We start from the raw sequence: 25,540 nt of genomic DNA, 5'->3' as shown, positions 1-25,540 counted from the left end.
GCCTTTTCGGCCTATGTCCAAGTCGCTGCTTTAGCTTTTTGGAGAGGTTGACCCAAGGGCGCCGGACGTCCAATTTCCCGCCCCAAAATTCGGATGCGCCGCGTTCGTGCGCGCTGCAATGCAACGACAACCCAAAGGGAGAAGAAGTCGATGGAACGGCTCAAGGGCAAGGTGGCGATGGTGGTGGGCGCGGGATCGATCGGCCCCGGCTGGGGCAATGGCAAGGCGACCGCCGTCACCTTCGCGCGCGAGGGCGCCAGCGTGTTCTGCGTCGATCGCAATGCAGCTGCCGCAAATGAAACCGTGAGCATCATCACGGGCGAGGGCGGCAGGGCCGTCGCCTTCACCGCCGACGTCTCGCGCGAGGCCGAGGTCGAGGCGATGGTGGCGGCGTGCCTGAAGGCCTATGGCCGCATCGACGTGCTCGACAACAATGTCGGTATCGCCGAAATGGGCAGCGTCGTCGAGGTGAACGAGGCAAGCTGGGACTACGTTTTCGCGGTCAATCTCAAGAGCGCCTATTTTGCCATGAAGCACGTTATTCCCGTGATGCAGAAGCAGGGTGGCGGCTCAGTCATCAACATCTCGTCGATCGCATCCATTCGCCATCTCGGCATCTCCTACGTCACCTATGGCGCCTCGAAGGCGGCGATGAACCAGATGACGCGCACCACCGCCGTGCAATTCGCGAAAGACCATGTTCGCGTGAACTGCATCCTGCCGGGCCTGATGAAGACGCCGATGGTCGAGCACTCGGCCGGCCTTGCTGCAAGCTATTCGGCCGGCGACGTCGAAGCGATGTGGCGGGCGCGCGATGCACAGGTGCCGATGGGGCACATGGGGGACGCCTGGGACGTTGCCAATGCGGCGCTGTTTCTCGCTTCCGACGAATCCCGTTACGTCACTGGGATCGAGCTGGTGGTCGACGGCGGGATAACGGTGAAGTCGAGCTAGTTTAGTGCCGTCATTCCGGAGCGCGTGCGAAGCGCGCGAACTACGATGTGCATCCGCACATCGGAGAATCTCGATGTGAGAAACCTCTAGATTCCGGGTTCGCGCTTCGCGCGCCCCGGAATGACGACCCATCCAGTTACTGCGCCATCGCCAATATGCCGCCAGCGAAGGAATGCCACAGCGGAGAGAGGCTGATCGGCCAGTTCAGAAACTTGATCGCGATCAGCGCAATGCCGCCGTAGACATAGACCGGATGCGGCCGGCCGCGCGTGCGCCAGTCGTGGACGATAGCGGCCACCAACAGAAGATAGGCGACGATAGCCGGCGGGATGGTCACCGGGACCGGCGGCGGGCCGAGTGGGCCGGGAGGCGCCAGGAAGGTGAGAAACCAGCGCGCGACTGCGGCATCGAGCAGCGAGATGCTGGCCAGTAGCATCAGCCGCTTATGGGTTTCCGGCCGCCGGATGGCGGCAATCGCCAGCGTGAACACCACGGCAAAGAACAGAATTCCGCTGAGCGGGACAATCGCGAACGCGATTCCTTCATTGGTCAATCCAGCCGCAGCGGAGCGCTTCATCGCGTTGACCGCGACCAGGAAGCCAAAAATCGTCATTGCGGTCGCCAGCGAGACGCCGACCATGCCGATGGCGCGGTGCCGGGCGACTTTGCCGGACGCGGCAAGCCAGCTCTGGAATGCAAAGTAAAGCGTCCAGGCGAAAAACAGCAGGCCGTGAAAGTGCACGACGGGCGAGGCCGAGAACGATCCCTTCGCCATTGGCAGCCAGTAGGTCGGTGCGAAGCCGAGAAAGGCGACGGCCATGCAGGCTAGCGCCATGTAGAAGTAAAAGTAGCCGGTTTGGGATTGCGCGATGGCGCGCGGCGGATTGAAGTCGATCAGTGTGGTCATGGTGGTTGAGTCCGCGTGAACTGCAAAAGGTTCACGGCAGATTTTCTCACGGATTGTGTTCTTCCGTCTGTGAAGAGGATTACGTTCCCGCAGGTCACGTTTCGGCCAAAATCCGTTCTCGCGAACAGGAAATTTGCAGGCAGCTTGTCGAAAACGCAGGTCGCTTGCTAGGATCGCGTAGCAATCGATAGTGCTTTTTCCGGATCAATTGATGCGAGGCAACCCCGATATCCGCAACCTGGTCGCGGCCTCTCTGCTGTGGATGGCGTTTGCGCATGATGCGTCGGCGACCGGGACCGAGCTAGCAAAGGATTTGCGGATCGATCCTGCGTCCTGTCTTGCCGCCGGCCTTGCACATGATCACGACAGGACGGTGCATCTTTGCAGTGCGCTGATCGACAACGCAAAGACCGAGAAGGCCGATCGCATCAAGGCGCTGATTGCACGTGCGACCGCCTATGAGCGCAAGGACATGATCGACCGTGCCATCGCCGATTATGATGGCGTGTTGCGGCTCGATCCGGCGCACGCCGATGTTCACAACGCGCGCGGCGAACTCTGGCGCAAGAAAGGTGATCTACCCAAGGCGGTGGCCGATTTCGCCGCGGCAATCAAGCTCAACCCGGATCACGTCGTCGCAAGAGCCAACCACCGGGCGCTGGCGCAGGAGGCGGAGCGGCAAGGCGCGCTGAAGGCAGTCGCCGGCAAACCGAGCTTCAACTGTGCCGCTGCCCGCCGTAAGGTGGAGAAGGCGATCTGCGCCAATCCGGAACTCGCCGATCTCGATCGCGAGGTTCAAGCGGCCTATGTCAGGGCGGCCGCTGGAAAGATGACCCCACAGCAGGCGCGCAAGCTGCGGCGCGAGCAGGAGCAATACATCGCCCGCCGCAGCGCGGAATACGGCCAGCCCGGCTACGACCTGAACAAGGCCATGCGCGAGCGCCTGCAGCAGATCAACGGGATCGCCGGATACTAGCCTTACTGCGTCATGGCTCCTCATGGTGAGGAGCGCCAACGGGTCGGCGCGTAGCGCGGCCCGATGACAGTAGAGTTTAGTCGAACGGTCAAGCCATTCCCGCTTGATCTCCTGCCGCTTCCCGTGACAATGCGGCAAACAAAGCCGCCGAGCGCCATGGCCGGGCTGTCCCGGCCATCCACGTCTTGCCCTTCTTTGACCTGAAGCAAGGACGTGGATGCCCTGCACGGGCATGATGACACAGGCGGGATAGCGGGGAGTGCGCCATGAACATCCAGGACAACAGCCGCTACCACGAGGTCCATGCCCGCTCGCTGGCCGATCCGGAAGGGTTTTGGGCCGAGGCCGCGCGCGAGATCGACTGGATCGAGCCGGCCAAAAAAATCTTCGATCCCTCGATGGGCGCCTATGGTCAATGGTTCGCCGGCGCCGTGGTCAATACCTGCTACAACGCGCTCGACCGCCATGTCGCGGGCGGACGCGCCGACCAGGTCGCGCTGATCCACGATTCGCCGCTCACCAACACCATCTCGAAATTCACTTATGCCGAGATGCTGAAGGAGGTGCAGACGCTCGCCGCCGTGATGGCCGATTTCGGTGTTGCCAAGGGCGACCGCGTCATCCTGTATATGCCGCTGGTGCCGGAAGCGGTGTTCGCGATGCTGGCCTGCGCGCGGATTGGTGCGGTGCATTCGGTGGTGTTCGGCGGCTTTGCGGCGAAAGAGCTCGCCACGCGAATCGAGGACGCCAAGCCGAAGCTGATCTTCTCGGCGAGCTGCGGCATCGAGCCCGGCCGCATCGTGCAGTACAAGCCGCTGCTCGACGAGGCGATCAAGCTTTCAAGCGTCAAGCCGCAGGCCTGTGTCATCCTGCAGCGGCCGCAGCATCTTTGCGAGCTCACGGCCGGCCGCGATCACGACTGGGCGGCGCTCCGCCGCGCGGCGCTCGACGCCGGCAAGGCCGCGCCGTGCACGCCGGTGCTCGCGACCGATCCGCTCTATATTCTCTACACCTCAGGCACCACGGGAATTCCGAAGGGCGTCGTGCGCGACAATGGCGGGCATCTGGTCGCGCTGAAATGGTCGATGTTCAATCTCTACGGCGTCAAGCCGGGCGAGGTCTGGTGGTGCGGCTCCGACATAGGCTGGGTCGTCGGCCACAGCTACATCGTCTATGGCCCGCTGATTCATGGCGCCACTTCCATCATGTATGAGGGCAAGCCGATCGGCACGCCCGACGCCGGCGCGTTCTGGCGTGTCATTTCCGAACACAAGGCCGTCGCACTGTTCACCGCGCCGACTGCCTTCCGCGCCATCCGCAAGGAAGACCCTGACGGCGCCTTCATCCGCAAATACGATCTGTCGAAATTCCGCACGCTGTTTCTGGCCGGCGAGCGTGCCGATCCGCCGACAGTGGAATGGGCGGAGGCGCAATTGAAGGTGCCGGTCATCGATCACTGGTGGCAGACCGAGACCGGCTGGTGCATCGCCGGCAATCCGGTGGGCTTGGGCATGCTGCCGGTCAAGCACGGCTCGCCGACCGTGCCGATGCCGGGCTATCAGGTCGATGTGGTCGACGAGGCATCCAAGCCGGTCGCAGCGGGCACCATGGGCTCTATCGTGATCAAGCTGCCGATGCCGCCCGGCTGCCTGCCGACGCTGTGGCAGCAGGATCAGCGCTTCAGGGAAGCCTATCTCACGGAGTTTCCCGGCTACTACAAGACCTCGGATGCCGGCTACAAGGACGAGGACGGCTATGTCTGGGTGATGGGCCGTACCGACGACATCATCAATGTCGCCGGCCACCGACTCTCCACCGGCGGTATGGAGGAAATTCTGGCCTCCCATCCCGACGTCGCCGAATGTGCGGTTCTTGGCATCAAGGACGCCATCAAGGGCGAGGTGCCCTGCGGCTTCCTGGTGCTGAAAGCAGGCGTGGCCCGCAAGCCGGCCGAGATCGAAAAGGAGATCGTGGCGCTGGTGCGCGACAAGCTCGGCCCCGTCGCAGCCTTCAAGCTCGCCATCACAGTTGGGCGATTGCCGAAGACGCGGTCGGGAAAAATCCTGCGCGGCACCATCAAGAAGATCGCCGACGGCGAAAGCTGGACCATGCCGGCCACCATCGAGGACCCCAAGGTGCTCGACGAAATCGGCGACGCGCTGAAGGGCCGGGTGTAGTTGTTGCGATCGTCATTCCGGGATGGTGCGCAAGCACCAGACCCGGAATCTCGAGATTCCGGGTTCGATGCTTCGCATCGCCCCGGAATGACGGCGGGTTCCTCATCATGCCCGGGCTTGACCCGGGCATCCATCATCGTCAAAGCAGGCTGCCATTATTTCGATGGATTGCCGGCTCATCCCGATCAAGTCGGGGACGCGCGCCCGGCAAGGACGAAACCTGGAAGGGACAGAGCATGCGACGTAACCTGTCACTCGCATTCCTCCTCATCGCACCACTGCTCGCGGGTTGCCTCGAACGCGGCCAGCCGACCATGGTCGATACCAGCGCCGATGATGACGCGTTTTGTCGCTCCAACAACGTCGCGCCGGGCTCGAACGACTACGTCATCTGCCGCAAGAACCGCGACGTCCAGCGCGCCAATGCCAACGCGCGTACCGACCGCGCCCAGCGCAATCTCGCCGAGCAGATGCTGAACAATCCGACGAGGCCGTGATCAGGAGGTCCGTATGAACGAAGATGTCTTCAACGTCAGCCTGCGCAAATTTCTCAAGCAAGTCGGCGTCACCTCGCAGCGTGAGGTCGAAAAGGCCGTGCGCGATGCCATCGAGTCGGGAAAGCTGAAGGGCCATGAAAAGCTGCCGGCAAAGATGGTTCTCACGATCAGCGGCATCGGCCTGTCGCATGAGATCGACGACGAGATCGAGCTGGGCTGAGAAGAGCAGCGGCGCGATCTTGTTTCCGGTCTCCCCTTGTGGGAAAGGGTGAGTCGAATGAGCGCATGCTCATCCGGCGGACTGTGCATAGCCGATGCAAAGCATCGGCGTCCACTAAAGGACGGCGGCCGCAGGCCGCCTATGGCACCTTCTCCCACAAGAGAAGGACGCCGGACTTCATACAAAGAAGGCATCACATGGACATCAAGGTCAGGGATTCCAACGGCGCGCTGCTCGCTGAGGGCGATAGCGTCACGCTCATCAAGGATCTGAAACTGAAGGGATCCTCCACCGTGCTGAAGCGCGGCACCGTGATCAAGAACATCCACCTCACCGACAATGAGGAGGAAATCGAAGGCCGCACCGACAAGGTCAAGGGCCTGGTGCTGCGCACGGAGTTCTTGAAGAAGGCGTGAGGGGGTGCGCTGCTCAAGCACCTCCGTCATCACCTGACTCAACTCGTCATCCGGGGGATCCAGTACTCTGGGAAAGTGGTGATTGAAACGATAGAGCGCGGCGTACTGGATGCCCCGCCTTCGCGGGGCATGACAACTGAGGGATGGTTGGCCGCCAAAACAAAACGCGGCAGGTTGCCCCGCCGCGTTCAACATCAGCCGTAGCCGATAACTTCTACTCTTCCTCGTCCTGCTTCTTGCCGCCGATATTTTTGAGCTTGGCGAACACGGCATCGACGTTGAGGTCGTCCTCCGACTTCTCGCTCGGCTCGAACTCCGGCTCTTTCTTCGTGGTCTCTGAGGCCGGCAGCAGGGTGGCGCCGCCGTAGGCTGCGGGCACCGGCTTTTCCTTCGCGGCGCGCTGCACCTCGAAATCGAGCTCGATCTGCGAGCACAGGCCGAGCGTCACAGGGTCCATCGGGGTCAGCGTCGAAGCGTTCCAGTGGGTGCGGTCGCGGACAGAGGCGATGGTGGTCTTGGTGGTGCCGACCAGGCGCATGATCTGCGCGTCCTTCAGTTCGGGATGGTTGCGGACCAGCCACAGGATCGCGCTCGGCCGCTCGTGGCGGCGCGACACCGGGGTATAGCGAGGGCCCTTCTTCTTGGCGGCCGGCGGCAGCACCACCTTGCTCTCGCCGAGCTTGAGGCGGTAATTCGGATCCTTTTCACCCCTCTCAATCTCGTCGCGGGTCAATTGGCCGGTCGAAATCGGGTCCATGCCCTTGATGCCCTGGGCCGCATCGCCGTCGGCGATGGCGCGGACCTCAAGGGGGTGCATTTTGGTGAAATCGGCCACCTGGTCGAAGGTCAAAGCGGTATTATCAACCAGCCACACGGCCGTCGCCTTGGGCATCAGCGGTGCATTGCTCATGGCAAATCTCCTTTGTGCTTCGCCCACCTCTTTCGGAGGCGAAGCCTGTGGTCATCGGTGATGACGGGAATTCAACGCCTATATAGGCCTTCCGGCCCCACTGGCGCAATGGTCTGCTAAAGTGCCTTGACACAGGCCGAAAGCAGTCCCAAGTCCTTATCCGAATTGGCCGTTCCCTGCCCGCCGGCAAGGGGTGATTCGGTCCCGAGATAGCGCCCCATGCCAGCCAAACCAGACCTCAGAATCGTGCTTTGTTCTCCCCGTGGCTTCTGCGCCGGGGTGGTGCGGGCCATCGATACCGTGGAGCGGGCGCTCGCCATCTATGGCGCCCCCGTCTATGTCCGCCACGAGATCGTGCATAACCGCTACGTGGTCGACAGCCTGAAGACCAAGGGCGCGATTTTCGTCGAGGAACTCGCCGAAATCCCCGACAATACCAACGCCCCGGTGGTGTTTTCTGCCCACGGGGTTCCCAAATCGGTTCCGGCGGACGCCCGCGCCCGCAATTTCTTCTCGCTGGACGCGACGTGCCCGCTGGTTACCAAGGTGCACCGCGAGGCCGCGATCCACTTCAAGCGCGGCCGTGAAATCCTGCTGATCGGGCATTCGCACCACCCCGAGGTGGTCGGCACGCTCGGGCAGTTGCCGGCGGGCGCGGTGACGCTGATCGAGACCGCTGAGGATGCCAAGACGTTCGCGCCGAAGGATCCCAACAACCTCGCTTTCGTGACCCAGACGACGTTGTCGATCGACGACACCGCCGAGATCGTCGCGCTGCTCAAGCAGCGCTTCCCGAACATCAACGGCCCGCACAAGGAAGACATCTGCTACGCCACCACCAACCGCCAGCTCGCGGTGAAGAAGGTGGCGCCGGTTGTCGATGCCCTGATCGTGGTCGGCGCGCCGAACTCGTCGAACTCGCAGCGCCTGCGCGAAGTCGCTGAGCGCGAGGGCTGCCCGGTTTCGGTGCTGGCGCAGCGCGCCTCGGATCTGGACTGGTCGCGCTTCGAGGGCATCAAGAGCCTCGGCATCACGGCAGGCGCGTCCGCGCCGGAAGTAATCGTCGAGGAAATCATGGGCGCCTTCGCCGAGCGCTTCGAATTGCATGTGGAGACGGTGTCGGCCGCGGAGGAGAATGAATTCTTCCCGCTGCCGCGTTCGCTGCGGCCTGAAGCTGCCGCCGAGTAGTCGCGATGGCGGTTTATACCGACGTCGCCGCCGAAGACCTCGCGGATTTCCTCAAGGGTTACGAAATCGGCGAGTTGCTCTCCTACAAGGGCATCGCCGAAGGCGTCGAGAATTCCAATTTTCTGCTGCATACCAGCAAGGGCGCGTTCATCCTCACGCTCTATGAAAAGCGCGTGGCAGTGGACGATCTGCCGTACTTCCTGTCGCTGATGGCGCATCTGGCCGAGCGCGGCGTGCGCTGCCCGCAGCCCGCCCGCAACCGCAAGGGCGAAGTCTACAGCGAACTGGCCGGGCGTCCCGCGGCGATCATCAACTTCCTCGAAGGCATGTGGCCGCGGCGGCCCAACGCCGCGCATTGCACCGGCGTCGGCGCGGCGCTTGCAAAGATGCATCTGGCGGGCCGCGACTTCCCGATGTTCCGCAAGAACCCGCTGTCGGTGGAAGGCTGGCGGCCGCTGTTCGATCTCGCCGCGCCGCGCGCCGACAGCGTCGCGCCTGGCTTGCAGGACTTCATCGCGCGCGAGCTCGATCACCTCGAGGCAAGCTGGCCGAAAGATCTGCCGCTCGGCGTCATCCACGCCGACCTGTTTCCCGACAATGTCTTCTTCCTCGGCGACAAGCTGTCCGGCCTGATCGACTTCCCGTTTTCCTGCAACGACATCCTGGCCTACGACGTCGCGATCTGCCTGAATGCGTGGTGTTTTGAGCCGGATCATTCGTTCAACGTCACCAAGGCGCGCGCGCTGCTCAACGCCTATGGCCGCGAGCGGCAATTGTCTGATACCGAGCAGGAAGCGCTGCCGCTGCTCGCGCGCGGCTCGGCGCTGCGCTTCCTGCTGACGCGGCTGGTCGATTTTCTCAACGTGCCGCCGGGCGCGCTGGTGAAGCCGAAGGACCCGCTCGAATACGTCCGCAAGCTGCGCTTCCACCAGAGCGTTTCCAGCGTGCGCGATTACGGCCTGACCCAGCCCGGATTTGCCGCTTGAGCGAATTGCCTCACGTGACGGTTTTCACCGACGGCGCCTGCTCGGGCAATCCCGGCCCCGGCGGCTGGGGCGCGATTCTGAGGTTCGGCGATAAAGAGAAAGAACTGAAGGGCGGCGAGCCGCACACCACCAACAACCGCATGGAGCTGATGGCGGCGATCTCGGCGCTGGAAGCACTGAAGAAGCCGTGCGTGGTCGACCTCACCACCGACAGCCAGTATGTCCGCCAGGGCATCAGCGGCTGGATCCATGGCTGGAAGCGGAACGGCTGGCGCACCGCGGACAAGAAGCCGGTCAAGAACGTCGATCTCTGGCAGCGCCTCGACATGGCGCTAAAGCCGCACGAGGTGCGCTGGCACTGGATCAGGGGCCACGCCGGCCACGCCGAAAACGAGCGCGCCGATCAATTGGCGCGCGAGGGCGTGGCGATGGCGAGGTTGCAGCAGAGGGTGGGGAAGTAGCTCTTCCCCTCTCCCCTTGGGAGAGGGTGGATCGAATGAGCGAAGCTCATTCGAGACGGGTGAGGGGTTCTCTCCGCGGACATGTGTCGCTCGTCTGAAACGTCTGCGTCCGCGGATGGAACCCCTCATCCGGCGGACTGCGTCCGCCACCTTCTCCCACAAGGGGAGAAGGGAAGAAGCGGACGACGCGCTTCAGCTCACAACTGCCCCAGCAGCGTATCGCCGCCGGAAACTTCGACCTTGCCCGGTGCGGGCTCGAGGTTGAGCTTCTTCACCACGCCGTCTTCCACCAGCATCGAATAGCGCTTGGAGCGGATGCCGAGGCCATTGCCGGAGGCATCAAGCTCCATGCCGATCGCCTTGGTGAAGTCGGCATTGCCGTCGGCGAGGAATACGGCTTCGTCACGCTGGTCGGTGTCGCGCTTCCACGCATTCATGACAAAGGCGTCGTTGACGGACACGATGGCGATGGTGTTCACGCCCTTGTCCTTTATGGCATAGGCGTTGAGGAAGATGCTCGGCAGGTGCATCTTGTGGCATGTGCCGGTGTAGGCGCCGGGCACCGCGAACAGCGCCACCTTCTTGCCCTTGAAAATGTCGTCGGTGGTTTTGACCTGCGGGCCTTCTGCGGTCATCACGCGAAACTTGGCTTCCGGCAGCTTGTCGCCAACTTGGATCGTCATCGTCAATTCTCCCTCAATGAGCGGGTATTTCTTAGACCGGGCAGGTAGCCGGCACAATATTCGTCAGGCTCGAAACGGCAACGGTCGAGACCGTTCACGCTTGCGTCATCACGGCGAAAAGCCGCCTTCATCGAGGAATGCCTGCTCCTCCGGCGTGGTAGCGCGACCCAGAAGGTGGTTGCGGTGGGGAAAGCGACCGAAACGCCGGATGATGTCGGCGTGGTGCTCGGCCCATTTCAGGCTTTCGGTATGGCCAGCCGTGCGCGACAGCTCGATGCAGCGCAACTGGTCGCCCAGGTGCTCCGAATGCATGAAAGGCAGATAGAGAAATTCGCGCAAAGCGGGATCGATCCGCGCGTCGACGCCGCGGTCGACGGCGCGGTGTGCCACCTCACGGGCGAGGCGGTCGCTGGCGTAGGTTCTCGCGTCGCCGCGGAACATGTTGCGGGGAAACTGGTCGAGCACGATGACGAGCGCCAGCGCGCCGTCATCGCTCGTCTCCCACGACGGTAGCTCGCCGGCCGCCGCTCTCTGCCAAAGCCCGAGAAAGCGCCGGCACACCTCCGCATCGAAAGCGTCGTCGCGCGTGTACCAGCGATCAGGGCCGGCGTCGCGCCAGAAGGCCAGAATGTCGGCTGGCGCGACGTTCGTCTCCGTCATGTCGAGAGGTCCCGCGTGCGCCTTACGCCGCGGCCTTCTTCTCGTCGCGCAGTTCGCGGCGCAGGATCTTGCCGACATTGGTCTTGGGCAGGTCGGTCCTGAACTCGATCTGCTTGGGGACCTTGTAGGCGGTGAGCTGCGTGGTGCAGTACTTGATGACGTCATCGGCCGTGAGGTTTGGGTCCTTCTTGACGATGAAGGCCTTCACCGCCTCGCCCGACTTCGAATCGGAGACGCCGATCACGGCGCATTCGAGCACGCCTGGATGCCCCGCGATCACTTCCTCGATCTCGTTCGGATAGACGTTGAAGCCCGAGACCAGGATCATGTCCTTCTTGCGGTCGACGATCTTGGTGTAGCCGCGTTCGTCCATGACGCCGATGTCGCCGGTGCGGAAGAAGCCGTCCGCGGTCATCACGTTCGCGGTCTCTTCCGGCCGATTCCAGTAGCCGGCCATCACCTGCGGTCCCTTGGCGCAGATCTCGCCGGGCTGGCCGAGCGGCACTTCCTTGCCCTCGTCGTCGCGGATCGAGATATAGGTCGACGGCACGGGAATGCCGATCGAGCCGGAGAACTGGTCGGTGTCGGCAGGGTTGCAGGTCAGCGTCGGCGAGGTCTCGGACAGGCCGTAGCCCTCCGACAGCGCGCAGCCGGTGACCTTCAGCCATTTCTCGGCGACCGCCTTTTGCGTCGCCATGCCGCCGCCGAACGAGGTCTTCAGCTTGGAGAAGTCGACCTTCTCGAAACCGGGTGCATTCAGCAGCGCGTTGTAGAGCGTGTTGACCGCCGGGAAGCTGTTGACCTGGTACTTCATCAATTCCTTGATGAAGCCTGGGATATCGCGCGGGTTGGGAATCAGGAGATTGACGCCGCCGGCGCGCACCGCCAGCAGGAAGCACGCCGTCAGCGCGAAGATATGATAGAGCGGCAGCGCGCAGACGACGAAGAGCTGGTCGACATGCGGCGACTTCTTCAGCGCCGGCTGCAACCAGGCGTCGTTCTGCAGCACGTTGGCGAGGATGTTCTTGTGCTGCAGCGTCGCGCCCTTGGAGACGCCGGTTGTGCCGCCGGTATATTGCAGGAAAGCGACGTCATCACGCGTCAGTTGCGGCTTCCTGAGCTTCATGCTGCGGCCGGCAGCGAGCGCATCGTTGAACGAGACGGAGCCTGGAAGCGACCACGCCGGCACCATCTTCTTCACCTTGCGCACGACAAGATTGACGATCACGCCCTTGAAGCCGAGCAGGTCGCCCATGCTGCCGACGATCACGTGCTTCACGGAGGTCTTCGCGATCACCTGCTGCACCGTGGTGGCGAAATTCTCCAGCACGATGATCGCTTCCGCGCCGGAATCCTTGAGCTGATGCTCGAGCTCGCGCGGGGTGTAGAGCGGATTGACATTCACCACGGCATATCCCGCGCGCAGCACGGCGGCGGTCGAGACCGGGTATTGCAGCACGTTCGGCATCATCAGCGCGACGCGGGCGCCCTTTTGCAGGCCCTTGCTCTGCAGATAGGCGCCGAGTGCCTGGGACATCTCGTCGAGGTCGCGGTAGCTGATCGACTTGTCCATGCAGATGAACGCCTTGCGATCGGCGAACTTCTTGAAGCTTTCTTCCAACAGCTCGACCAGCGACGAGTACTGGGTGACGTCGATATCGGCTGGCACGCCGGCCGGATATTGCTTGAGCCAGATCCGCTCCATGGTATTTCCCCTCTGGTTCCGAGCCCGGCTCTGATTGCATCAGATCCGTGCTCTAATTTTTGTTTGACGCGTTTTCTTCATGCGAACCGGTACCCACTTCGCTCGAAAACGCTATGGCTCCCTGTTTCTCGGCCGGGCGTGCCTTGTTTTGGGCAGTATTGTGAATGCCGCCGCCGATGGCAAGCGGCTGCGCGCTCTCGACGCATTTCGGCGATCTGGAATCGTTCGGCCGAACGGCAGGAAAGCTGCCTAATTACGCGGCTCCGCGGCCCGTTAACCAGCCGGCTTGTTTTCGCCTTTGGGTTTAGCGGCGGCTTTCGGCTTGGCCGGCTTCGGCGCGGGCTTGTCTCCGACGGCGACGGGCTTGGCAGCCGGCTTTTTGTCGGCGGAAGCTGCCGGATTTCTCTCGGCCGAGGCGGTCGGCTTTCTTTCGGTCGAGGCGGCCGGCTTTTTCTCGGCCAAGGCGGCCGGCTTGGCGGCAGCCTCCGGTTTGGCGGTCGCATGCCGGACTGCAGCAGGCTTGGCTGCCGGCTTCGCGCTGGCTTCGGCCTTTGGTGCTGCGGCGTCAGGCTTCTTCGCTGCAATCGCCGATTTCTTGCCACGCTTTGGCGTCTGCTTCTCGGCGTCCGCTGCGACCGCTGCGATCAGCGCCGGTCCGGTTTTGGTCGGGCCGGTATAGACCGGTACTGGTTCAGAGGGCGCCGCCGCGGCTGCGAGCAGCTCCGCTGGCTTGCCCGCCGGCGGTTGCAGTCCGGCGGTGAAGAAGGCGACCGCACTCTCGCCGGTCGATGCATTGCCATTGGAGGCCACGATGTCCGGATCCTCGTCGGTGGCCGGCCGCTTGCGCTTGCCGTTGCACATCTCGTCGCGCAGGTTCGGCGGCGTCGCATCGACCGGAACCAGATTGTCGACGGTGCCGAGCGAAGGCGTCAGCCAGCCCAGTCCGTTGCCGAAGCCGCGCTCCAGCAATTGCGCCGCGCGCACCGCGCGCGCTTGGCCTGAAGATGCGCCGAGCACGACGGCGATCAGCCGCTTGCCGTTGCGCGTCGCGGACGCGACCAGATTGTAGCCGGAAGCGCAGATGAAGCCGGTCTTGAAGCCGTCGGCGCCGGGATAGCGCCCGATCAGCTTGTTGAAATTCTGCGTCACCCTGCGGCCGTAGCGGATCGAGGCGATCTGCATGAAGTATTCGTATTCCGGCAGGTCACGAATGACGGCGCGTGCCAGCATCGCGAGATCGCGCGCCGAGGTGACCTGTCCGTCTGCCGGCAGCCCGTTCGGATTGACGTAGCTCGTCTGCGTCATGCCGAGCCGCAGGGCGGTCTGGTTCATCATCGCCGAGAAACCGTCGACCGATCCGCCGACGCCTTCGGCGAGCACCACGGCCATGTCGTTGGCCGACTTCACCATCATCATCTTGAGCGCGTTATCGATGGTGACCTGGGTGCCGGGAGGAAAACCCATCTTGGACGGCGACTGCGAGGCGGCGACCGGCGACACCGTCAGGAGCGTGTCGAGCGACAGTCGTCCTTCCTTGACCGCCTTGAGCGTGACGTAAGCCGTCATGATCTTGGTCACCGAGGCGGGATACCAGGGCATGGTGGCGTTGTCGGCCTGCAGCACCTTGCCGGTATCGGCTTCGACCACCAACAGCGCTTCGGCGTGCGCGGCACGCGGCGTTATGACGGCAAGCGCCGTCGCCAGGAAAATCAGGTTCAGTGAGGAAGCGCGAAGCAACGGGCGAAGAAGATGCACTTTTCCGTTCCGGTCCTTTGAGACCCGCCTTCGAAAAGGAGAGGTCCTTAAAATCAAACGTTCGGGTTTCAAGCGTGTCCGGCGCCGTCGCATTGCGGCAGGTCGCAAACCTATACCGGCTTGGCGATTCAGAACAGAGGCCCGGCGATTTAATCGTGGACGAAGTGGGCGCAATTTCGGCGATAATTGAACCGTAACAGATGCTTGCCGGCCTATTTGACCTTGATGTCGGCCCGAGCATTCTCCTGCACCATGAACTGGGCCTTGGCGAGTTCCGCGAAGCGACCGCCCATGGCCACCAGTTCATCGAAAGTTCCACTTTCGATCACCCGGCCGTTGTCGAACATCAGGATGCGGGTCGCGTTGCGAATGGTCGAAAGCCGGTGCGCGATCACGAAGGTGGTGCGGCCCTTCATCACCTCGTCGAGCGCGGCATTGACCTTGGCCTCGGTGACGGCGTCGAGTGCGCTGGTCGCCTCGTCGAGAATCAGGATCGGCGGGTCTTTCAGCAGCGCACGGGCGATCGACAGGCGCTGCCGCTCGCCGCCGGACAGCATCCGGCCGCGCTCGCCGGCATGGGTTTCGAATTTTTTCTCGCTGCGCTCAATGAATTCCAGCGCCTGGGCGCGGCTTGCGGCGATGCGCATTTCCTCATCGGTCGCATCCGGCTTGCCGACGCGCAGATTGTCCGCGATCGAGCGGTTGAACAGCAGCGCCTCCTGGAACACCACGCCGATGTTCCGCCGCAGCGCCGTCAGCTTCAACGCGCGAATGTCCATGCCGTCGATCTTGATGATGCCGGACTGCGGATCGAAGGCGCGGTGCAACAGCGCGATCGCCGTCGACTTGCCGGCGCCGGTCGGGCCGACCAGGGCGATGGTCTGCCCGGGCAGAGCGGTAAACGAAACGTCTTCGACCGCAGGCCGTTTGCCGTCATAGGAAAACGAGACGTCGTGGAATTCGACGAGGCCGGAAAGCCGGCCGGTATCGACCGCTCCGGGCCGGTCGCGCACCGCGGGGACAGCGTCCAGCACGTCGAAGAATTCCTGCAGCCTTGGGGCCTCCATGAACACGCTGTTGATGAAGCTCACCACCTGTTCGAGCTTCTGGATCAGCATGGTCGCGAAGCTGACAAACATCACGATCTCGCCGACCGTCGTCTGTCCCTGCGTGTGCAGGTAGATGCCGACGGCAAAGATCGCGAGCACGGTGATGGTGGTGGAAGCACGGGTGATGACGGTGACCAGCGCCCACCAGCCTAGCACCGGCATCTGCGCGGCGAGCAGCTTGTCGGCGACGAAACGCAGGCCCTGAACTTCCGCATCGATCCGCACGAAGCTCTGCACCAGTGCGACGTTGCCGAGCGCATCAGACGCGCGCGCCGAGAGATCGCTGTACTGCGCCTCGACCTCGGTCTGCATGCCGTAGGTCTTGCGTACCACCAGCGTCGTCAGCACCGTGAACACCACGCACAGCGCGAACAACAGTATCGCCAGCCGCCAATTGATGTAGAGCGCCAGCGGCAGCAGCACGACCAGCGACAGGATCGCCGCAAAATGCTCGCGGAAGAATGCAAGCCAAAGCCGCCACAGCGCGTCGGTGCCGTTCAGCATCACCTTCATCAACCGGCCGGAATGAGTGCCGGTGTGGAAGGTGAGCGGCAGTTGCATGATGTGCTCGAAATAATCCGTCAGCACCACCTGGCGCTGGCGGTGCGCCAGCTTGTCGGCGTGGAGCGCGACGAGCGCGCTGCACACGATGGTAAACAGGCCGAATACAACCCAGGCCGCCAGCAGCGGCCAGGCCGAGTTCGAGGCCAGCATCCCGCTCTGCGGCTTGCCCGAGAGCACGTCGACGATCTTGCCGAACAGCACCGGCTCGGCGAATTGCGCCCCGGCCAGCAGGAGATTGGCGACGGCGAGAATCCAGCCCAGCCGCGCCTCCTTGCCAAGCAGCTCAAGGACACGGGTGTAAAGGCGCAGCATGGACATCAGATGAGGACTCGCAAGGCGATTCAATCGCCCATTGTAAACTGGGATCGCTTGGGACGACTAGTGAGGCAGGCGCATTCGTCAGGAGTGAGGTAGGCGACTTCGGCAGGCAGTTGAGCAAGCGGCCCCCTCTCCCTAACCCTCCCCCGCAAGGGGGGAGGGAACCCATCCGCCGGTGCTTCCCTTACGTGTTTGCAACTTCAGCACAGCAACGCGAAGTGAGGTGAGCACGCTGATCAGGCTCCCTCCCCCCTTGCGGGGGAGGGTTGGGGAGAGGGGTAAGCCGCGGGCGCTGGCGGAAGAGGAAGTCCACTCAATTAATCAGCCGGTTGTTGAGCGGGGGCAGGAACTGGTCGTCGAAAATGTCTGATGCCTGCGGCCGCTTCTGAAACTTGAAGTCGTCCGCGACCTGATCGATCGAGCGTTCGAAGCGTGCCGGATCGATGGCGCCGATGCCGTTGCGTTTTACTTCGCTGGTCAGGACGTAGTCGCGCAGGATACTTTGCAGCCGCTCGAGTTCGAGGTCCTTCGAGCCGCCGTCCATGCGATTTGCGACCTCGGTTGCGGCGCGTTCGGGGTCCTTGACCGTGAGATGCAACCCGCCGATGACGGCTCTCACGAATCCTTTCACCGCCTCGGGCTTGGCGGCTGCCAGCGCCGGATTGGCGATAATAGCGAACCCGTAGGCTTCACAGCCATAGTCGGCGAATTTCAGCACCGCCAGATCGTCGGCAGGCACGCCGCGGTCCTTCAGATTGATCGCCGACAGATAGGAGAATCCGGTCACGGCATCGATCTGGCCCGCCGACAGCATCGGCTCGCGCACCGCGGCGCTGATGCTGCTCTGCTTCACGCTCTTGATCTTGATGCTGTTCTGGTGCGCTACCGCCGGCCACAGTCGGGCCGACAGGTCGCCTTCGGCGACGCCGAGAGTCTTGCCCTCAATGTCGGTCAGCGCGCGGATGCCGCGGCTCTTGCGGGCGATGATGGCATAGGGCGCCTTGTTGAACACCACGAACACGGCCTTGATCCTGGGACCGCCCTGCTTGTCCTTGTCGCGAAACCGCATCAATGCGTTGATGTCGACGACGGCAAAATCGCTGGAGCCTGCCGCGACGCGCGCAATCGCGTCCGGCGATCCGCTGGCGATGTTGATCGTGACCGCAAGCGCCTCAGCGCTGAACAGGCCGCCGGCGGCCGCCATCACGAACGGCGCCGCCGCGGCATCGATCGGACGATCCAGCGAAAACTGGATTGCGAGCGGAGGCCGAGGTTCGTCGGCGGCGAGGGCGCTATTCGCCGTGAAGCCCGCAATGGCGCAGAGCCCGGCAAGGAAAGCCAAGAGAACGCTCAGGCGAGAGCGGATGGCGTTGGTCCTGATCGCACGCATCGAGGTTACATCAGCAAGAGGTGGGGCAAGTTGCCGCGCCGGTGATGTCGGTTTCGTGACATCGCCAACGGCAGACTTGGCCCTTGGGCGAGCTATTGTGCCGCATCTAACCTGAATGGTCGATGACCGCCACGATTTTGCCAGGGATTGTTCAGCCGCCGTTCGGATTCGGGAACCTAGTATCCGTTCGGTGGTTAGCTATCGAAGGCCTGTCAGGCCAGCTCCCACGGAGGATGTCGAGATGTTTGCGCAAAAGGGTGTGTTTTCATCGATCGGCCGCGCCAGCGCGGTGGCGACGGTTGTGGCCGTTGCACTGACGGCAGTCGCGCCGACCACGGCATTCGCGGGCTCCGCGCCGTCGAGCAAGGGCGTGACGGCCTCGACCGGGACCAGCGACGCGACCGATATCAGCGCCCGCCGCCGGCACTATCGCGGTGGTGGCGGCGCGGCGGCAGCGGCGGCTTTTGCCGGCATCGTCGGTACGGGGCTTGCGATTGCGGCCACCCAGAACCGCCGTGACTACTACTACGATCGCCACCACGGCTATTATGGCGGCGGCCCGGTTTATTACGGGGACCCGACCCCGTATTATTACCCGCGCAACTGCATCGGCTGCGGTCCATACTATCGGCCGCGCTGGTAACCGCGGCGGTCACCAAACGTTCAAGTCATCAAGCGTTCAATATGAATCCACCGACCGCCCCGGCCGGTGGATTTTTTATGGTTGCAGAGGCGGCTGTTAACACGCCGGCCATGGCTTTGCATTAGGTTCGGAGAATGAGTGATTCGCTCGAACGGCTTTATCAGGCTGTTATCGCGGCCCGGGATCTCGACCCGGCAACGTCGCGCACGGCCCGGCTGTTTCAGCGCGGCCCCTCCAAGATGGCCAAGAAGCTCGCCGAGGAGGCCATCGAAGTCGTGATCGATGCCGTCAACGGCAAGACCGACGCGGTGGTCCGCGAGAGCGCCGACTTGCTCTATAACCTGACCGTGCTGTGGGCAGCGGCTGGCGTGAAGCCGGAGGACGTCTGGCGCGAGATGGAGCGGCGCGAGGACCTGCTCGGCATCGCCGAGAAGCTGCCGAAGCCCGTCAAGTCGCCGAAAACGGCGCCAACCAAGCCGCTGCCCAAGGCGGCGGCGGGCCCCGCAGTCCGGCGGCGAATTGTCGCGCTGGAAGGCCGTTCCTTACGCAAGCGGTAGTAAATCCTCTCAAATTCCGTCGTTTTCCGGCATGGACAAATCCGCTCCCAGATGGTTCATGCGCCCATGCTCAAACGGACCTACGATTGGTGTATCAACGCCGCCGACAAGCCCTATGCGCTCTGGATCATGGCGGCGGTCTCTTTCGCGGAAAGCTCGTTCTTCCCGATCCCGCCCGACATCATGCTGCTGCCGATGTCGCTGGCGCAGCCGAAGAAGGCGTGGTGGTTCGCGACCGTCTGCACCATCGCATCCGTTGCCGGCGGCGTGGTCGGATACGCCATCGGTGCGTTGCTCTACGACTCGGTCGGGCACTGGCTGATCACGGTCTACGGTCTCAGTGACAAGGTCGAAACCTTCCGCGCCTCCTATGCCGAATGGGGCGCGGTGATCATCCTGCTGAAGGGGCTGACGCCGATCCCCTACAAGCTCGTCACCATCACCTCGGGGTTTGCCGGCTACAACATCTGGCTGTTCATCCTGTGCTCGATCGTGGCGCGCGGCGGACGGTTCTTCGTGGTCGCCGTCCTGCTCAACCGCTATGGCGACGTGATCCGGGCCGAGCTCGAAAAGCGCCTTGGCACCTGGGTGGCCATCGGTGCCGTCGTCCTGGTGTTCGGCTTTTACGCCGCGTTCAAGCTGGTCTAGGCTTTGCCGGCATCCCGGCTTCGGGCTACGTTTCGCTCCATGCCCGATCGAATCGGCCGTTTGATCAAGCTATTCAGGACGCAACGCACGACCGTTGGCCTCGTTGCATCCGTGCTTGCGATCGCTCCCGATGCCGGCTGGCCCCAGGGCGCGCCCCAGCCCTCGCTCGGCCTGCAGTCGCCGGCCCAGCAGCCGGTGCCGGCTCAGCCCGAGCGGCAGCAGAGTGAACCACAGCAAGCGCCGCGCCTGGAAAATCCCGGCCTGATCACCGAAATCGGAAAGCTGTTCGAGAAATCCAAATCGCTGCTGCCGCCGCTGAAGAGCCCAAGTGAGACCCTCGACGATCTCAATGCGGGCGCCAAAGGCGCCGGTGATAGCCTGTCGAACTTGGCCAAGCCCTCGACCATGGTGAGCGGGCGGGCGGCGTGTCTCGTCGCGGCCAACGGCGCGCCGGACTGCAAGGCCGGTGCCGACCGGTTGTGCCAGAGCAGGGGTTACAAGGAAGGCAAGAGCCTCGACACCGACGCGGCCGAGAAATGCTCGCCGAAAGTGTTCCTGCCCGGCTACAAGCGGCAGTCTGGCGATTGCAAGACGGAAAATTACGTGACGAGGGCGCTCTGTCAGTAGTGGTCGTTCCGTCATCTGGCAGCGCCAAAACGCAATACTTGACACTGGAAAGATTGCCTTGTTGGTTGGTATGACGTCTGGCATCTCTAGAGCCAAATCGTTTGCCTGAATAACCAGAGGATCGCTTCGAATGTCCATGCCCGCGCTGTTCAAGGGCCGCCTGTCGATACCCGTGATCGGGTCGCCGCTGTTCATCATCTCCGTGCCCGATCTCGTGATCGCCCAGTGCAAGGCCGGCGTGGTCGGCTCGTTTCCGGCGCTGAACGCGCGGCCGGCTTCGCTGCTCGACGAGTGGCTGGCGCGGATCACGGAAGAACTCGCAGCCTACGACAAGGCGCATCCGGAGCGGCCGTCGGCGCCGTTTGCGGTGAACCAGATCGTTCACAAGTCCAACAACCGGCTCGATCACGATCTCGCGGCCTGCGAGAAGTACAAGGTGCCGATGCTGATCACCTCGCTCGGCGCGCGCGAGGATCTCAACCAGGCGGCGCACAATTGGGGCGGCATCGTCTTCCACGACGTGATCAACCAGAAATTCGCGCACAAGGCGATCGAGAAGGGCGCCGACGGCCTGATCCTGGTGGCGGCCGGCGCCGGCGGCCATGCCGGCACGATCTCGCCGCTCGCCTTCGTCGAGGAAACGCGCGCCTGGTTCGACGGACCGATCGCGCTGTCGGGCGCGATCGCCAACGGCCGCGCCATCCGTGCGGCGCGCATTCTCGGCGCCGACTTCGCCTATATCGGCTCCGCCTTCATCGCGACCGAGGAAGCCAACGCGGTCGAGGGCTACAAGGAGATGATCACATCGTCGTCGGCGGAAGACATCGTCTATTCGAACCTGTTCACCGGCGTGCACGGCAATTACCTCAAGCCATCGATCGTCAAGGCCGGTCTCAATCCCGACGACCTGCCGACCTCCGATCCCTCGAAGATGAGTTTTGGCACCGACGCCTCCGGCGAGCGCGCCAAGCCGAAGGCATGGAAGGAGATCTGGGGCAGCGGCCAAGGTATTGGCGGCATCGGCAAGGTGGTGCCGGCCGCCGAGCTGATCGCGCGGTTCAAGAAGGAATACGACGAGGCGGTCGACCCCGCATTGTGAGGTGCCTTGCGGGTCGCGCGCCGCCGTGAAGGCGACGGAGGATCGGTGATGGCCGGACAGAACTTGAGTGCGCGTGTTGCACTGGTGACGGGCGCGTCCCGCGGCATCGGCGCGGCGGTTGCCTTGACGCTTGCCGAAGCCGGCGCCGCGGTCGCGGTCAATTATCGCGAGCGCGCTGGTGATGCCGATGCCGTCGTCGCCCGGATCAAGGCCAATGGAGGCCGCGCCATCACTGTCGGAGCCGATGTCTCGCAGGCGGCGGCCGTCGCCAACATGGTCGAGCAGGTCGCCTCCGCGCTCGGTCCGATCGACATTCTCGTCAACAATGCCGGCTTAGCTATCGTGCGCGGCGTCGACGATCTCACCGAGGACGATTTCGACCGCACCATCGCGGTAAACCTGAAATCGGCGTTCCTGTGCACGCGGGCAGTGCTGCCGGCGATGCGGGCACGCAAATGGGGCCGCATCGTCAATATTTCGTCGGGCGCTGCGCGCGGCGCCGGCGCGATCGGCGTGCACTACAACGCCTCCAAGGCCGGCATGGAAGGCCTCACGCGAGGCTATGCAGCACGGCTGGTCAAGGAAGGCATCACCGTCAACGCGGTGGCGCCGTCGCTGATCGAGACCGACATGATGGGCGGCCGGACTGATCTGGCGCGCAACATCCCGCTCGGCCGGATGGGCCAGGCCGAGGAAGTCGCGCAAGCCGTCGCGATGGTGCTCGGCAACAGCTACATGACCGGGCAGACCATCGTCCTCAATGGCGGCATGGCGTTCATTTGACGCGCCGGCTTGCTCGCCGTCTCCCGCGAATGGCGCACGGCGCTCTGTCCGCCGCGGGCTCGACTCGTTCCGCCGAAGCAGGCAAGAAGCTCGTCCCTTGATCGACAGGACCTCTCATTCAATGGACGGCATTTTTCGCGTTGATGGCAACGACGTCGTCACCAGCCCCTTTGCGGCAGGTCCATGGGACCCGAGCATGCAGCACGGCTCGCCGCCGGCGGCGCTGGTGGTGTGGGCGGCGGAGCGGATTCCGACGCCGGTCGCGATGCGGGTTGCGCGCGTCACCGTGGACCTGATGCGTCCCGTGCCGGTGGCGCCGCTGACCATCGAGAGCGAAGTCTTGCGCGAGGGGCGCAAGATCCAGCTCTGCGCGATCAGGCTACTGGCTAAAGGCGTCGTCGTGGTCGCCGCGACCGTGCTTAAGATTAAGGTGCAGTCCCAGGAATTGCCGCTAGAGGCCGCGATTCTGCCGGTCGAGCTACCGGGGCCGGATCGATCGCGCGTCGAGCCCGCGGATTTTTCCTCCAGCCCGTTCGTATCAGGTATGTCGCTGCGCGCCGCGCGCGGCCGCTTCGGCGAGCCCGGTCCCGGCGCGATCTGGTATCGCGTCGACCGGCCGATCGTGGAAGGCTCAGCCGTTTCGCAGGCGATGCGGGCGATGGCGGCGGCGGATTTCTGCAACGGTACCTCGGCCGTGCTGGATTTCCGCGCGTGGACCTTTCTCAATGCCGACCTGACCGTGAATTTTGCGCGTGAGCCGGTCGGCGACTGGATCCTGCTCGATGCCGAGTCCTGGATCGGTCCCGACGGCGCAGGGCTCGCAATGGCGCGGCTTGCCGACGAGCGCGGCTATTTCGGCCGCGCCATCCAGAGCCTTGTGATCGAGAAGCGCTGAGCGCGCCGTCAGAGGGGCATGGTGAAGCCGCGATCACAGGGATCGCGGCTTCCCGATCATTCGAGATCGATCGGCTGGTAGCGCCCGCCTTCATCGAGCGCGGTGCCCCAGATCTTGTGCGAGGCCTGGTGCTCGGAACGGCCGAAGCCGAGCGAGGTCCCGAGACCGAGGTCGAGATTGCGCATGGTCTCCAGCGTGTCGATCAGCTTCTCGGTGTCGAGCTGCGGACCGGCCCGCTTGATGCCCTGGATCAGCACGTTGGCGGCGACATAGCCTTCGAGCGACACATAGTCGGGCGCCTCGCCCGGGAAATATTTGGCGAGCGCGTTCTTGTATTCGAGCACCGCCGACGAATAGCCCGACACCGCCGGTACCACCTGCGTCACGATCACGCCGCTCGTGTACCGCGGCCCCAGGAGTTTCAGTTCTTCGGCGAGCGCGGTCGAGCCGACGAATGAGACGTTGGAGTAGACCATGCCGGGATAGAGGTCGCGCGTCTTCTCGATGAACCGCGCCGCGGCCCGGTAGGTGGCGACCATGACGACGGCCTTGATCGGCGGCTTCGCGAGCTTCAACTGGTTGATCGCATCGTCCACGTCGACGGTGTTGCGCGCATAGTTGAGCCGGACGATGGCGCCGTCGTTCACGCCCATGGAGCGAAACGCCTTGGCGACCCCTGCAAATCCGGCGTCGCCGTACGAATCCTGCTGCGCAAACACCGCGATCTGCCGAGGCTGCAGCCGGCGTATCTTGACGAGGTAGCGGACGACCGCGTCGGTTTCCTCGGCGTAGCTGGCGCGGTAGTTGAACACGTAGCGATCCGGCGGATCGTTGCGCAGGATGTTGGCGCCGGTGAAGGCCCCGAAAAACAGCATCCGGCGTTCGAGCGCATAGGGGATCGCCACCGCCGCAGTCGGCGTGCCGACATTGCCGACGATGCCGAACACCTGGTCCTTTTCATAGAGCTGCTTCATCGCGTCCGCGGTGCGCGAAGGCTCGTAGCCGTCGTCGGCGGCGTGCAGTTTGAGCATCCGCCCGTCGACGCCGCCGGCGTCGTTGATCCGGTTGAAGGCGGTTTCGATTCCGAGCTTCATCTGGCGTCCCAGCTCACGGGCCGAGCCGGAGAAGGGCGCGGCGATGCCGAAGCGGATTTCCTTTTCGCCGATGCCGCGTGGCAGCGGCCCGGTCGGGACCGGGGCCGTCGGCGCGGTTGCCGCGTTCGCGGCCGTTGCCGCGGCGGCAGGGGATGGGCCGATGACGCTGGAAAGACTGGGGCCCGAGATCGAGCGTTCGAGATCGGCAAGCTGGCGATCGGCCCGGATGCAATCGATTTTGCCCGAGCTGACGGCGGCGCGGCCGTCGGCCACGCTGCGATCGAACGTCTGGGTGAGATCAGAACGCTCCGCCTCGTTCGACGAGGCTTCCCGGATCACCTGTGAAAACTTGTCGACGATGGTCTGGATGCGGGGACGCGCAATGTCGCGGCAGGCCTGGGCCGAGCCGATCACGGGGCCGACGCGGCCTGCAAGGTCGCGCACGATCGCAATGTCGCCGGCAGCCTGGGCGCTGCCTGCGATTCCGAAGAGCACGGCCCCGACCAGCAAGGCGATCCGGTGCGAGGTCATGGCAAACTCCTTGAGAACAAGATGGCGGAAAGTCGGTTCTCAGGCATTGTCATTCCTCCATCTGGATCATGGGTTGGCGCGTTGTGGCGTCGCCGGATCCGGCTTCTCGCGCCACTGCATGAATTGCTTGAGCAACTGGGACTGCTCGGACGCAGGCGAGGCGCTCGGTGGCGTGGAGGCGAGAACGGCCTGGAATTCGCTGATTGCAGGCTTTGGCGAGGCTTCTCCGGATTGGAACAGGGCAGCCTTGATCGACTGCACGATTCCGGAGGACGCCGACGGCTCACCGTCGCTCTGCCGCGACCCCGGCACGACGATGACGAAGAACAGCGCCACGAGAGCCGAGACGCCGATGGCGGCACCAAAGCGCGCTGCGACGCTCCACAACGCCTTCTTCGATTCCAGTTGAGGTTCGCGCATGATCTCGGGGTCGAGGGAATGGCGCAGCGCATCGGATACGGCGCTCTCGAGCTGGGAGTCGAACGACGCCGGAGAGAACGGTGTCGTTGCGGGGCTGGCGTCGCGCATGGAAGCCGACCGCTCACGTAGCGAGCGCGGCGCGTAGTACAGGGGATCGCGGGGATTGATGTGGTCCTGCTCACTCACACTACTCATACGCTTACTCCTCATGTCGCTTGGCGGATTGACCGGCGGATTGCTCGGCGGCGGAACGGCAGGTGACGTACCGATCAGGAGTTCCAGGTCGCGGAAGAGGCGCGCGGGATCATCGACGTCCGCTTTCTGTCCGCTGTCGAGCTTGCTTGGAAGATTTGAATCAAGGTGTTCG

At 63.6% G+C, this 25,540-nt stretch carries 26 protein-coding genes; 16 read left to right on the top strand and 10 right to left on the bottom strand.

Going from position 1 to position 25,540, the window contains the following annotated elements:
- Nucleotides 1-150 precede the first annotated feature (150 nt).
- Entirely contained in the window at nt 151-954 is an 804-nt protein-coding gene (locus V1292_RS04745; RefSeq protein WP_334370652.1) for an SDR family NAD(P)-dependent oxidoreductase, read from the top strand.
- Nucleotides 955-1,090: 136 nt separating this feature from the next.
- Here V1292_RS04745 and V1292_RS04740 read toward each other — a convergent pair whose 3' ends face one another.
- Complete coding sequence (locus V1292_RS04740; RefSeq protein WP_334370650.1) at nt 1,091-1,861, bottom strand: hypothetical protein; 771 nt, start codon at nt 1,859-1,861, stop codon at nt 1,091-1,093.
- Between the two features lie 211 nt (nt 1,862-2,072).
- Here V1292_RS04740 and V1292_RS04735 point away from each other — a divergent pair, with 211 nt between their 5' ends.
- The 5 genes from V1292_RS04735 (at nt 2,073) to V1292_RS04715 (ending at nt 6,147) form a co-directional block, all read left to right on the top strand.
- Entirely contained in the window at nt 2,073-2,837 is a 765-nt protein-coding gene (locus V1292_RS04735) for a tetratricopeptide repeat protein (protein ID WP_334370648.1), read from the top strand.
- Nucleotides 2,838-3,103: 266 nt separating this feature from the next.
- Nucleotides 3,104-5,014 (top strand): propionyl-CoA synthetase, encoded by a 1,911-nt coding sequence (locus V1292_RS04730; RefSeq protein WP_334370646.1) that lies wholly within the window; start codon nt 3,104-3,106, stop codon nt 5,012-5,014.
- A gap of 236 nt (nt 5,015-5,250) precedes the next feature.
- Entirely contained in the window at nt 5,251-5,511 is a 261-nt protein-coding gene (locus tag V1292_RS04725) for a hypothetical protein (protein WP_442895491.1), read from the top strand.
- 13 nt (nt 5,512-5,524) lie between these two features.
- The gene (locus V1292_RS04720) at nt 5,525-5,731 is read left to right on the top strand and encodes a DUF6494 family protein (protein ID WP_028348102.1); all 207 of its coding nucleotides are present in this window, start codon (nt 5,525-5,527) and stop codon (nt 5,729-5,731) included.
- A 197-nt stretch (nt 5,732-5,928) separates the two neighbouring features.
- Nucleotides 5,929-6,147 carry an alkylphosphonate utilization protein gene (locus tag V1292_RS04715; RefSeq protein WP_334370644.1) on the top strand — a complete coding sequence of 73 codons (219 nt, stop codon included), beginning with the start codon at nt 5,929-5,931 and terminating at the stop codon, nt 6,145-6,147.
- A gap of 214 nt (nt 6,148-6,361) precedes the next feature.
- On the opposite strand, the gene V1292_RS04710 is transcribed toward V1292_RS04715, so the two are convergent.
- The gene (locus tag V1292_RS04710; RefSeq protein WP_057844387.1) at nt 6,362-7,057 is read right to left on the bottom strand and encodes a DUF1013 domain-containing protein; all 696 of its coding nucleotides are present in this window, start codon (nt 7,055-7,057) and stop codon (nt 6,362-6,364) included.
- Between the two features lie 219 nt (nt 7,058-7,276).
- Here V1292_RS04710 and ispH point away from each other — a divergent pair, with 219 nt between their 5' ends.
- From ispH to rnhA, 3 genes are read left to right on the top strand one after another with little or no spacing between them, the layout of a single operon-like run.
- Nucleotides 7,277-8,245: a 4-hydroxy-3-methylbut-2-enyl diphosphate reductase gene (gene ispH / locus V1292_RS04705; protein ID WP_334370642.1), complete on the top strand. Its 969-nt coding sequence runs from the start codon at nt 7,277-7,279 to the stop codon at nt 8,243-8,245.
- A 5-nt stretch (nt 8,246-8,250) separates the two neighbouring features.
- The gene (locus V1292_RS04700) at nt 8,251-9,231 is read left to right on the top strand and encodes a homoserine kinase (RefSeq protein WP_334370641.1); all 981 of its coding nucleotides are present in this window, start codon (nt 8,251-8,253) and stop codon (nt 9,229-9,231) included.
- Nucleotides 9,228-9,692, top strand: a complete 465-nt coding sequence (rnhA, locus tag V1292_RS04695; protein WP_334370640.1) for a ribonuclease HI — start codon at nt 9,228-9,230, stop codon at nt 9,690-9,692. The genes V1292_RS04700 and rnhA overlap by 4 nt, the downstream gene beginning before the upstream one ends.
- Before the next feature lie 197 nt (nt 9,693-9,889).
- Here rnhA and V1292_RS04690 read toward each other — a convergent pair whose 3' ends face one another.
- The 6 genes from V1292_RS04690 to V1292_RS04665 form a co-directional block, all read right to left on the bottom strand.
- Nucleotides 9,890-10,375 carry a peroxiredoxin gene (locus tag V1292_RS04690; protein ID WP_028348108.1) on the bottom strand — a complete coding sequence of 162 codons (486 nt, stop codon included), beginning with the start codon at nt 10,373-10,375 and terminating at the stop codon, nt 9,890-9,892.
- Between the two features lie 108 nt (nt 10,376-10,483).
- Nucleotides 10,484-11,035: a DUF924 family protein gene (locus V1292_RS04685; protein ID WP_334370639.1), complete on the bottom strand. Its 552-nt coding sequence runs from the start codon at nt 11,033-11,035 to the stop codon at nt 10,484-10,486.
- A 22-nt stretch (nt 11,036-11,057) separates the two neighbouring features.
- Nucleotides 11,058-12,740, bottom strand: coding sequence for a long-chain fatty acid--CoA ligase (locus V1292_RS04680; RefSeq protein ID WP_334370637.1), 1,683 nt, complete (start codon nt 12,738-12,740; stop codon nt 11,058-11,060).
- Between the two features lie 273 nt (nt 12,741-13,013).
- Nucleotides 13,014-14,495, bottom strand: coding sequence for a D-alanyl-D-alanine carboxypeptidase family protein (locus V1292_RS04675; RefSeq protein WP_334370636.1), 1,482 nt, complete (start codon nt 14,493-14,495; stop codon nt 13,014-13,016).
- 212 nt (nt 14,496-14,707) lie between these two features.
- A complete protein-coding gene (locus V1292_RS04670) occupies nt 14,708-16,486 on the bottom strand; it encodes a glucan ABC transporter ATP-binding protein/ permease (protein ID WP_334370635.1) in 1,779 nt (592 codons plus the stop codon).
- 313 nt (nt 16,487-16,799) lie between these two features.
- Complete coding sequence (locus V1292_RS04665; RefSeq protein ID WP_334370634.1) at nt 16,800-17,876, bottom strand: ABC transporter substrate-binding protein; 1,077 nt, start codon at nt 17,874-17,876, stop codon at nt 16,800-16,802.
- 241 nt (nt 17,877-18,117) lie between these two features.
- Between V1292_RS04665 and V1292_RS04660 the strand changes: the two genes are divergently transcribed.
- The 7 genes from V1292_RS04660 to V1292_RS04630 all read left to right on the top strand — a co-directional run bounded on the left by V1292_RS04660 (nt 18,118) and on the right by V1292_RS04630 (nt 23,128).
- Nucleotides 18,118-18,519, top strand: coding sequence for a hypothetical protein (locus V1292_RS04660; protein WP_334370633.1), 402 nt, complete (start codon nt 18,118-18,120; stop codon nt 18,517-18,519).
- A gap of 134 nt (nt 18,520-18,653) precedes the next feature.
- Nucleotides 18,654-19,076, top strand: a complete 423-nt coding sequence (gene hisE / locus V1292_RS04655; RefSeq protein WP_334370631.1) for a phosphoribosyl-ATP diphosphatase — start codon at nt 18,654-18,656, stop codon at nt 19,074-19,076.
- Nucleotides 19,077-19,142: 66 nt separating this feature from the next.
- The gene (locus tag V1292_RS04650) at nt 19,143-19,724 is read left to right on the top strand and encodes a YqaA family protein (RefSeq protein WP_334370629.1); all 582 of its coding nucleotides are present in this window, start codon (nt 19,143-19,145) and stop codon (nt 19,722-19,724) included.
- Between the two features lie 39 nt (nt 19,725-19,763).
- The gene (locus V1292_RS04645; protein WP_334370628.1) at nt 19,764-20,351 is read left to right on the top strand and encodes a hypothetical protein; all 588 of its coding nucleotides are present in this window, start codon (nt 19,764-19,766) and stop codon (nt 20,349-20,351) included.
- Nucleotides 20,352-20,481: 130 nt separating this feature from the next.
- The gene (locus tag V1292_RS04640; RefSeq protein WP_334370626.1) at nt 20,482-21,450 is read left to right on the top strand and encodes an NAD(P)H-dependent flavin oxidoreductase; all 969 of its coding nucleotides are present in this window, start codon (nt 20,482-20,484) and stop codon (nt 21,448-21,450) included.
- Nucleotides 21,451-21,498: 48 nt separating this feature from the next.
- Nucleotides 21,499-22,233, top strand: a complete 735-nt coding sequence (locus V1292_RS04635; RefSeq protein ID WP_334370625.1) for an SDR family NAD(P)-dependent oxidoreductase — start codon at nt 21,499-21,501, stop codon at nt 22,231-22,233.
- A gap of 121 nt (nt 22,234-22,354) precedes the next feature.
- Entirely contained in the window at nt 22,355-23,128 is a 774-nt protein-coding gene (locus tag V1292_RS04630; RefSeq protein ID WP_334370624.1) for a thioesterase family protein, read from the top strand.
- 56 nt (nt 23,129-23,184) lie between these two features.
- Here V1292_RS04630 and V1292_RS04625 read toward each other — a convergent pair whose 3' ends face one another.
- Together V1292_RS04625 and V1292_RS04620 are read right to left on the bottom strand one after the other, a co-directional pair.
- Entirely contained in the window at nt 23,185-24,753 is a 1,569-nt protein-coding gene (locus tag V1292_RS04625; RefSeq protein ID WP_334370623.1) for an ABC transporter substrate-binding protein, read from the bottom strand.
- Between the two features lie 66 nt (nt 24,754-24,819).
- Nucleotides 24,820-25,368, bottom strand: coding sequence for a hypothetical protein (locus V1292_RS04620; RefSeq protein WP_334370622.1), 549 nt, complete (start codon nt 25,366-25,368; stop codon nt 24,820-24,822).
- Between the last annotated feature and the right edge of the window lie 172 nt (nt 25,369-25,540).

Source organism: Bradyrhizobium sp. AZCC 1719 (assembly GCF_036924525.1).
Classification (GTDB): Bacteria; Pseudomonadota; Alphaproteobacteria; order Rhizobiales; family Xanthobacteraceae; genus Bradyrhizobium.
This window is presented reverse-complemented; position numbering and strand designations above follow the sequence as displayed.

Excerpts from the sequence above, each read along its gene's own strand:
- V1292_RS04715 (WP_334370644.1), top strand. The coding sequence starts at position 5,929 with ATGGACATCAAGGTCAGGGATTCCAACGGCGCGCTGCTCGCTGAGGGC.
- V1292_RS04665 (WP_334370634.1), bottom strand. The coding sequence starts at position 17,876 with ATGCGTGCGATCAGGACCAACGCCATCCGCTCTCGCCTGAGCGTTCTC.
- V1292_RS04690 (WP_028348108.1), bottom strand. The coding sequence starts at position 10,375 with ATGACGATCCAAGTTGGCGACAAGCTGCCGGAAGCCAAGTTTCGCGTG.
- V1292_RS04620 (WP_334370622.1), bottom strand. The coding sequence starts at position 25,368 with ATGAGTAGTGTGAGTGAGCAGGACCACATCAATCCCCGCGATCCCCTG.
- V1292_RS04740 (WP_334370650.1), bottom strand. The coding sequence starts at position 1,861 with ATGACCACACTGATCGACTTCAATCCGCCGCGCGCCATCGCGCAATCC.
- ispH (WP_334370642.1), top strand. The coding sequence starts at position 7,277 with ATGCCAGCCAAACCAGACCTCAGAATCGTGCTTTGTTCTCCCCGTGGC.
- V1292_RS04630 (WP_334370624.1), top strand. The coding sequence starts at position 22,355 with ATGGACGGCATTTTTCGCGTTGATGGCAACGACGTCGTCACCAGCCCC.
- V1292_RS04735 (WP_334370648.1), top strand. The coding sequence starts at position 2,073 with ATGCGAGGCAACCCCGATATCCGCAACCTGGTCGCGGCCTCTCTGCTG.
- V1292_RS04730 (WP_334370646.1), top strand. The coding sequence starts at position 3,104 with ATGAACATCCAGGACAACAGCCGCTACCACGAGGTCCATGCCCGCTCG.
- V1292_RS04680 (WP_334370637.1), bottom strand. The coding sequence starts at position 12,740 with ATGGAGCGGATCTGGCTCAAGCAATATCCGGCCGGCGTGCCAGCCGAT.
- V1292_RS04625 (WP_334370623.1), bottom strand. The coding sequence starts at position 24,753 with ATGACCTCGCACCGGATCGCCTTGCTGGTCGGGGCCGTGCTCTTCGGA.
- V1292_RS04670 (WP_334370635.1), bottom strand. The coding sequence starts at position 16,486 with ATGTCCATGCTGCGCCTTTACACCCGTGTCCTTGAGCTGCTTGGCAAG.
- V1292_RS04700 (WP_334370641.1), top strand. The coding sequence starts at position 8,251 with ATGGCGGTTTATACCGACGTCGCCGCCGAAGACCTCGCGGATTTCCTC.
- V1292_RS04645 (WP_334370628.1), top strand. The coding sequence starts at position 19,764 with ATGCCCGATCGAATCGGCCGTTTGATCAAGCTATTCAGGACGCAACGC.
- hisE (WP_334370631.1), top strand. The coding sequence starts at position 18,654 with ATGAGTGATTCGCTCGAACGGCTTTATCAGGCTGTTATCGCGGCCCGG.
- V1292_RS04745 (WP_334370652.1), top strand. The coding sequence starts at position 151 with ATGGAACGGCTCAAGGGCAAGGTGGCGATGGTGGTGGGCGCGGGATCG.
- V1292_RS04725 (WP_442895491.1), top strand. The coding sequence starts at position 5,251 with ATGCGACGTAACCTGTCACTCGCATTCCTCCTCATCGCACCACTGCTC.
- V1292_RS04660 (WP_334370633.1), top strand. The coding sequence starts at position 18,118 with ATGTTTGCGCAAAAGGGTGTGTTTTCATCGATCGGCCGCGCCAGCGCG.
- V1292_RS04720 (WP_028348102.1), top strand. The coding sequence starts at position 5,525 with ATGAACGAAGATGTCTTCAACGTCAGCCTGCGCAAATTTCTCAAGCAA.
- V1292_RS04650 (WP_334370629.1), top strand. The coding sequence starts at position 19,143 with ATGCTCAAACGGACCTACGATTGGTGTATCAACGCCGCCGACAAGCCC.
- V1292_RS04635 (WP_334370625.1), top strand. The coding sequence starts at position 21,499 with ATGGCCGGACAGAACTTGAGTGCGCGTGTTGCACTGGTGACGGGCGCG.
- V1292_RS04710 (WP_057844387.1), bottom strand. The coding sequence starts at position 7,057 with ATGAGCAATGCACCGCTGATGCCCAAGGCGACGGCCGTGTGGCTGGTT.
- V1292_RS04685 (WP_334370639.1), bottom strand. The coding sequence starts at position 11,035 with ATGACGGAGACGAACGTCGCGCCAGCCGACATTCTGGCCTTCTGGCGC.
- V1292_RS04640 (WP_334370626.1), top strand. The coding sequence starts at position 20,482 with ATGTCCATGCCCGCGCTGTTCAAGGGCCGCCTGTCGATACCCGTGATC.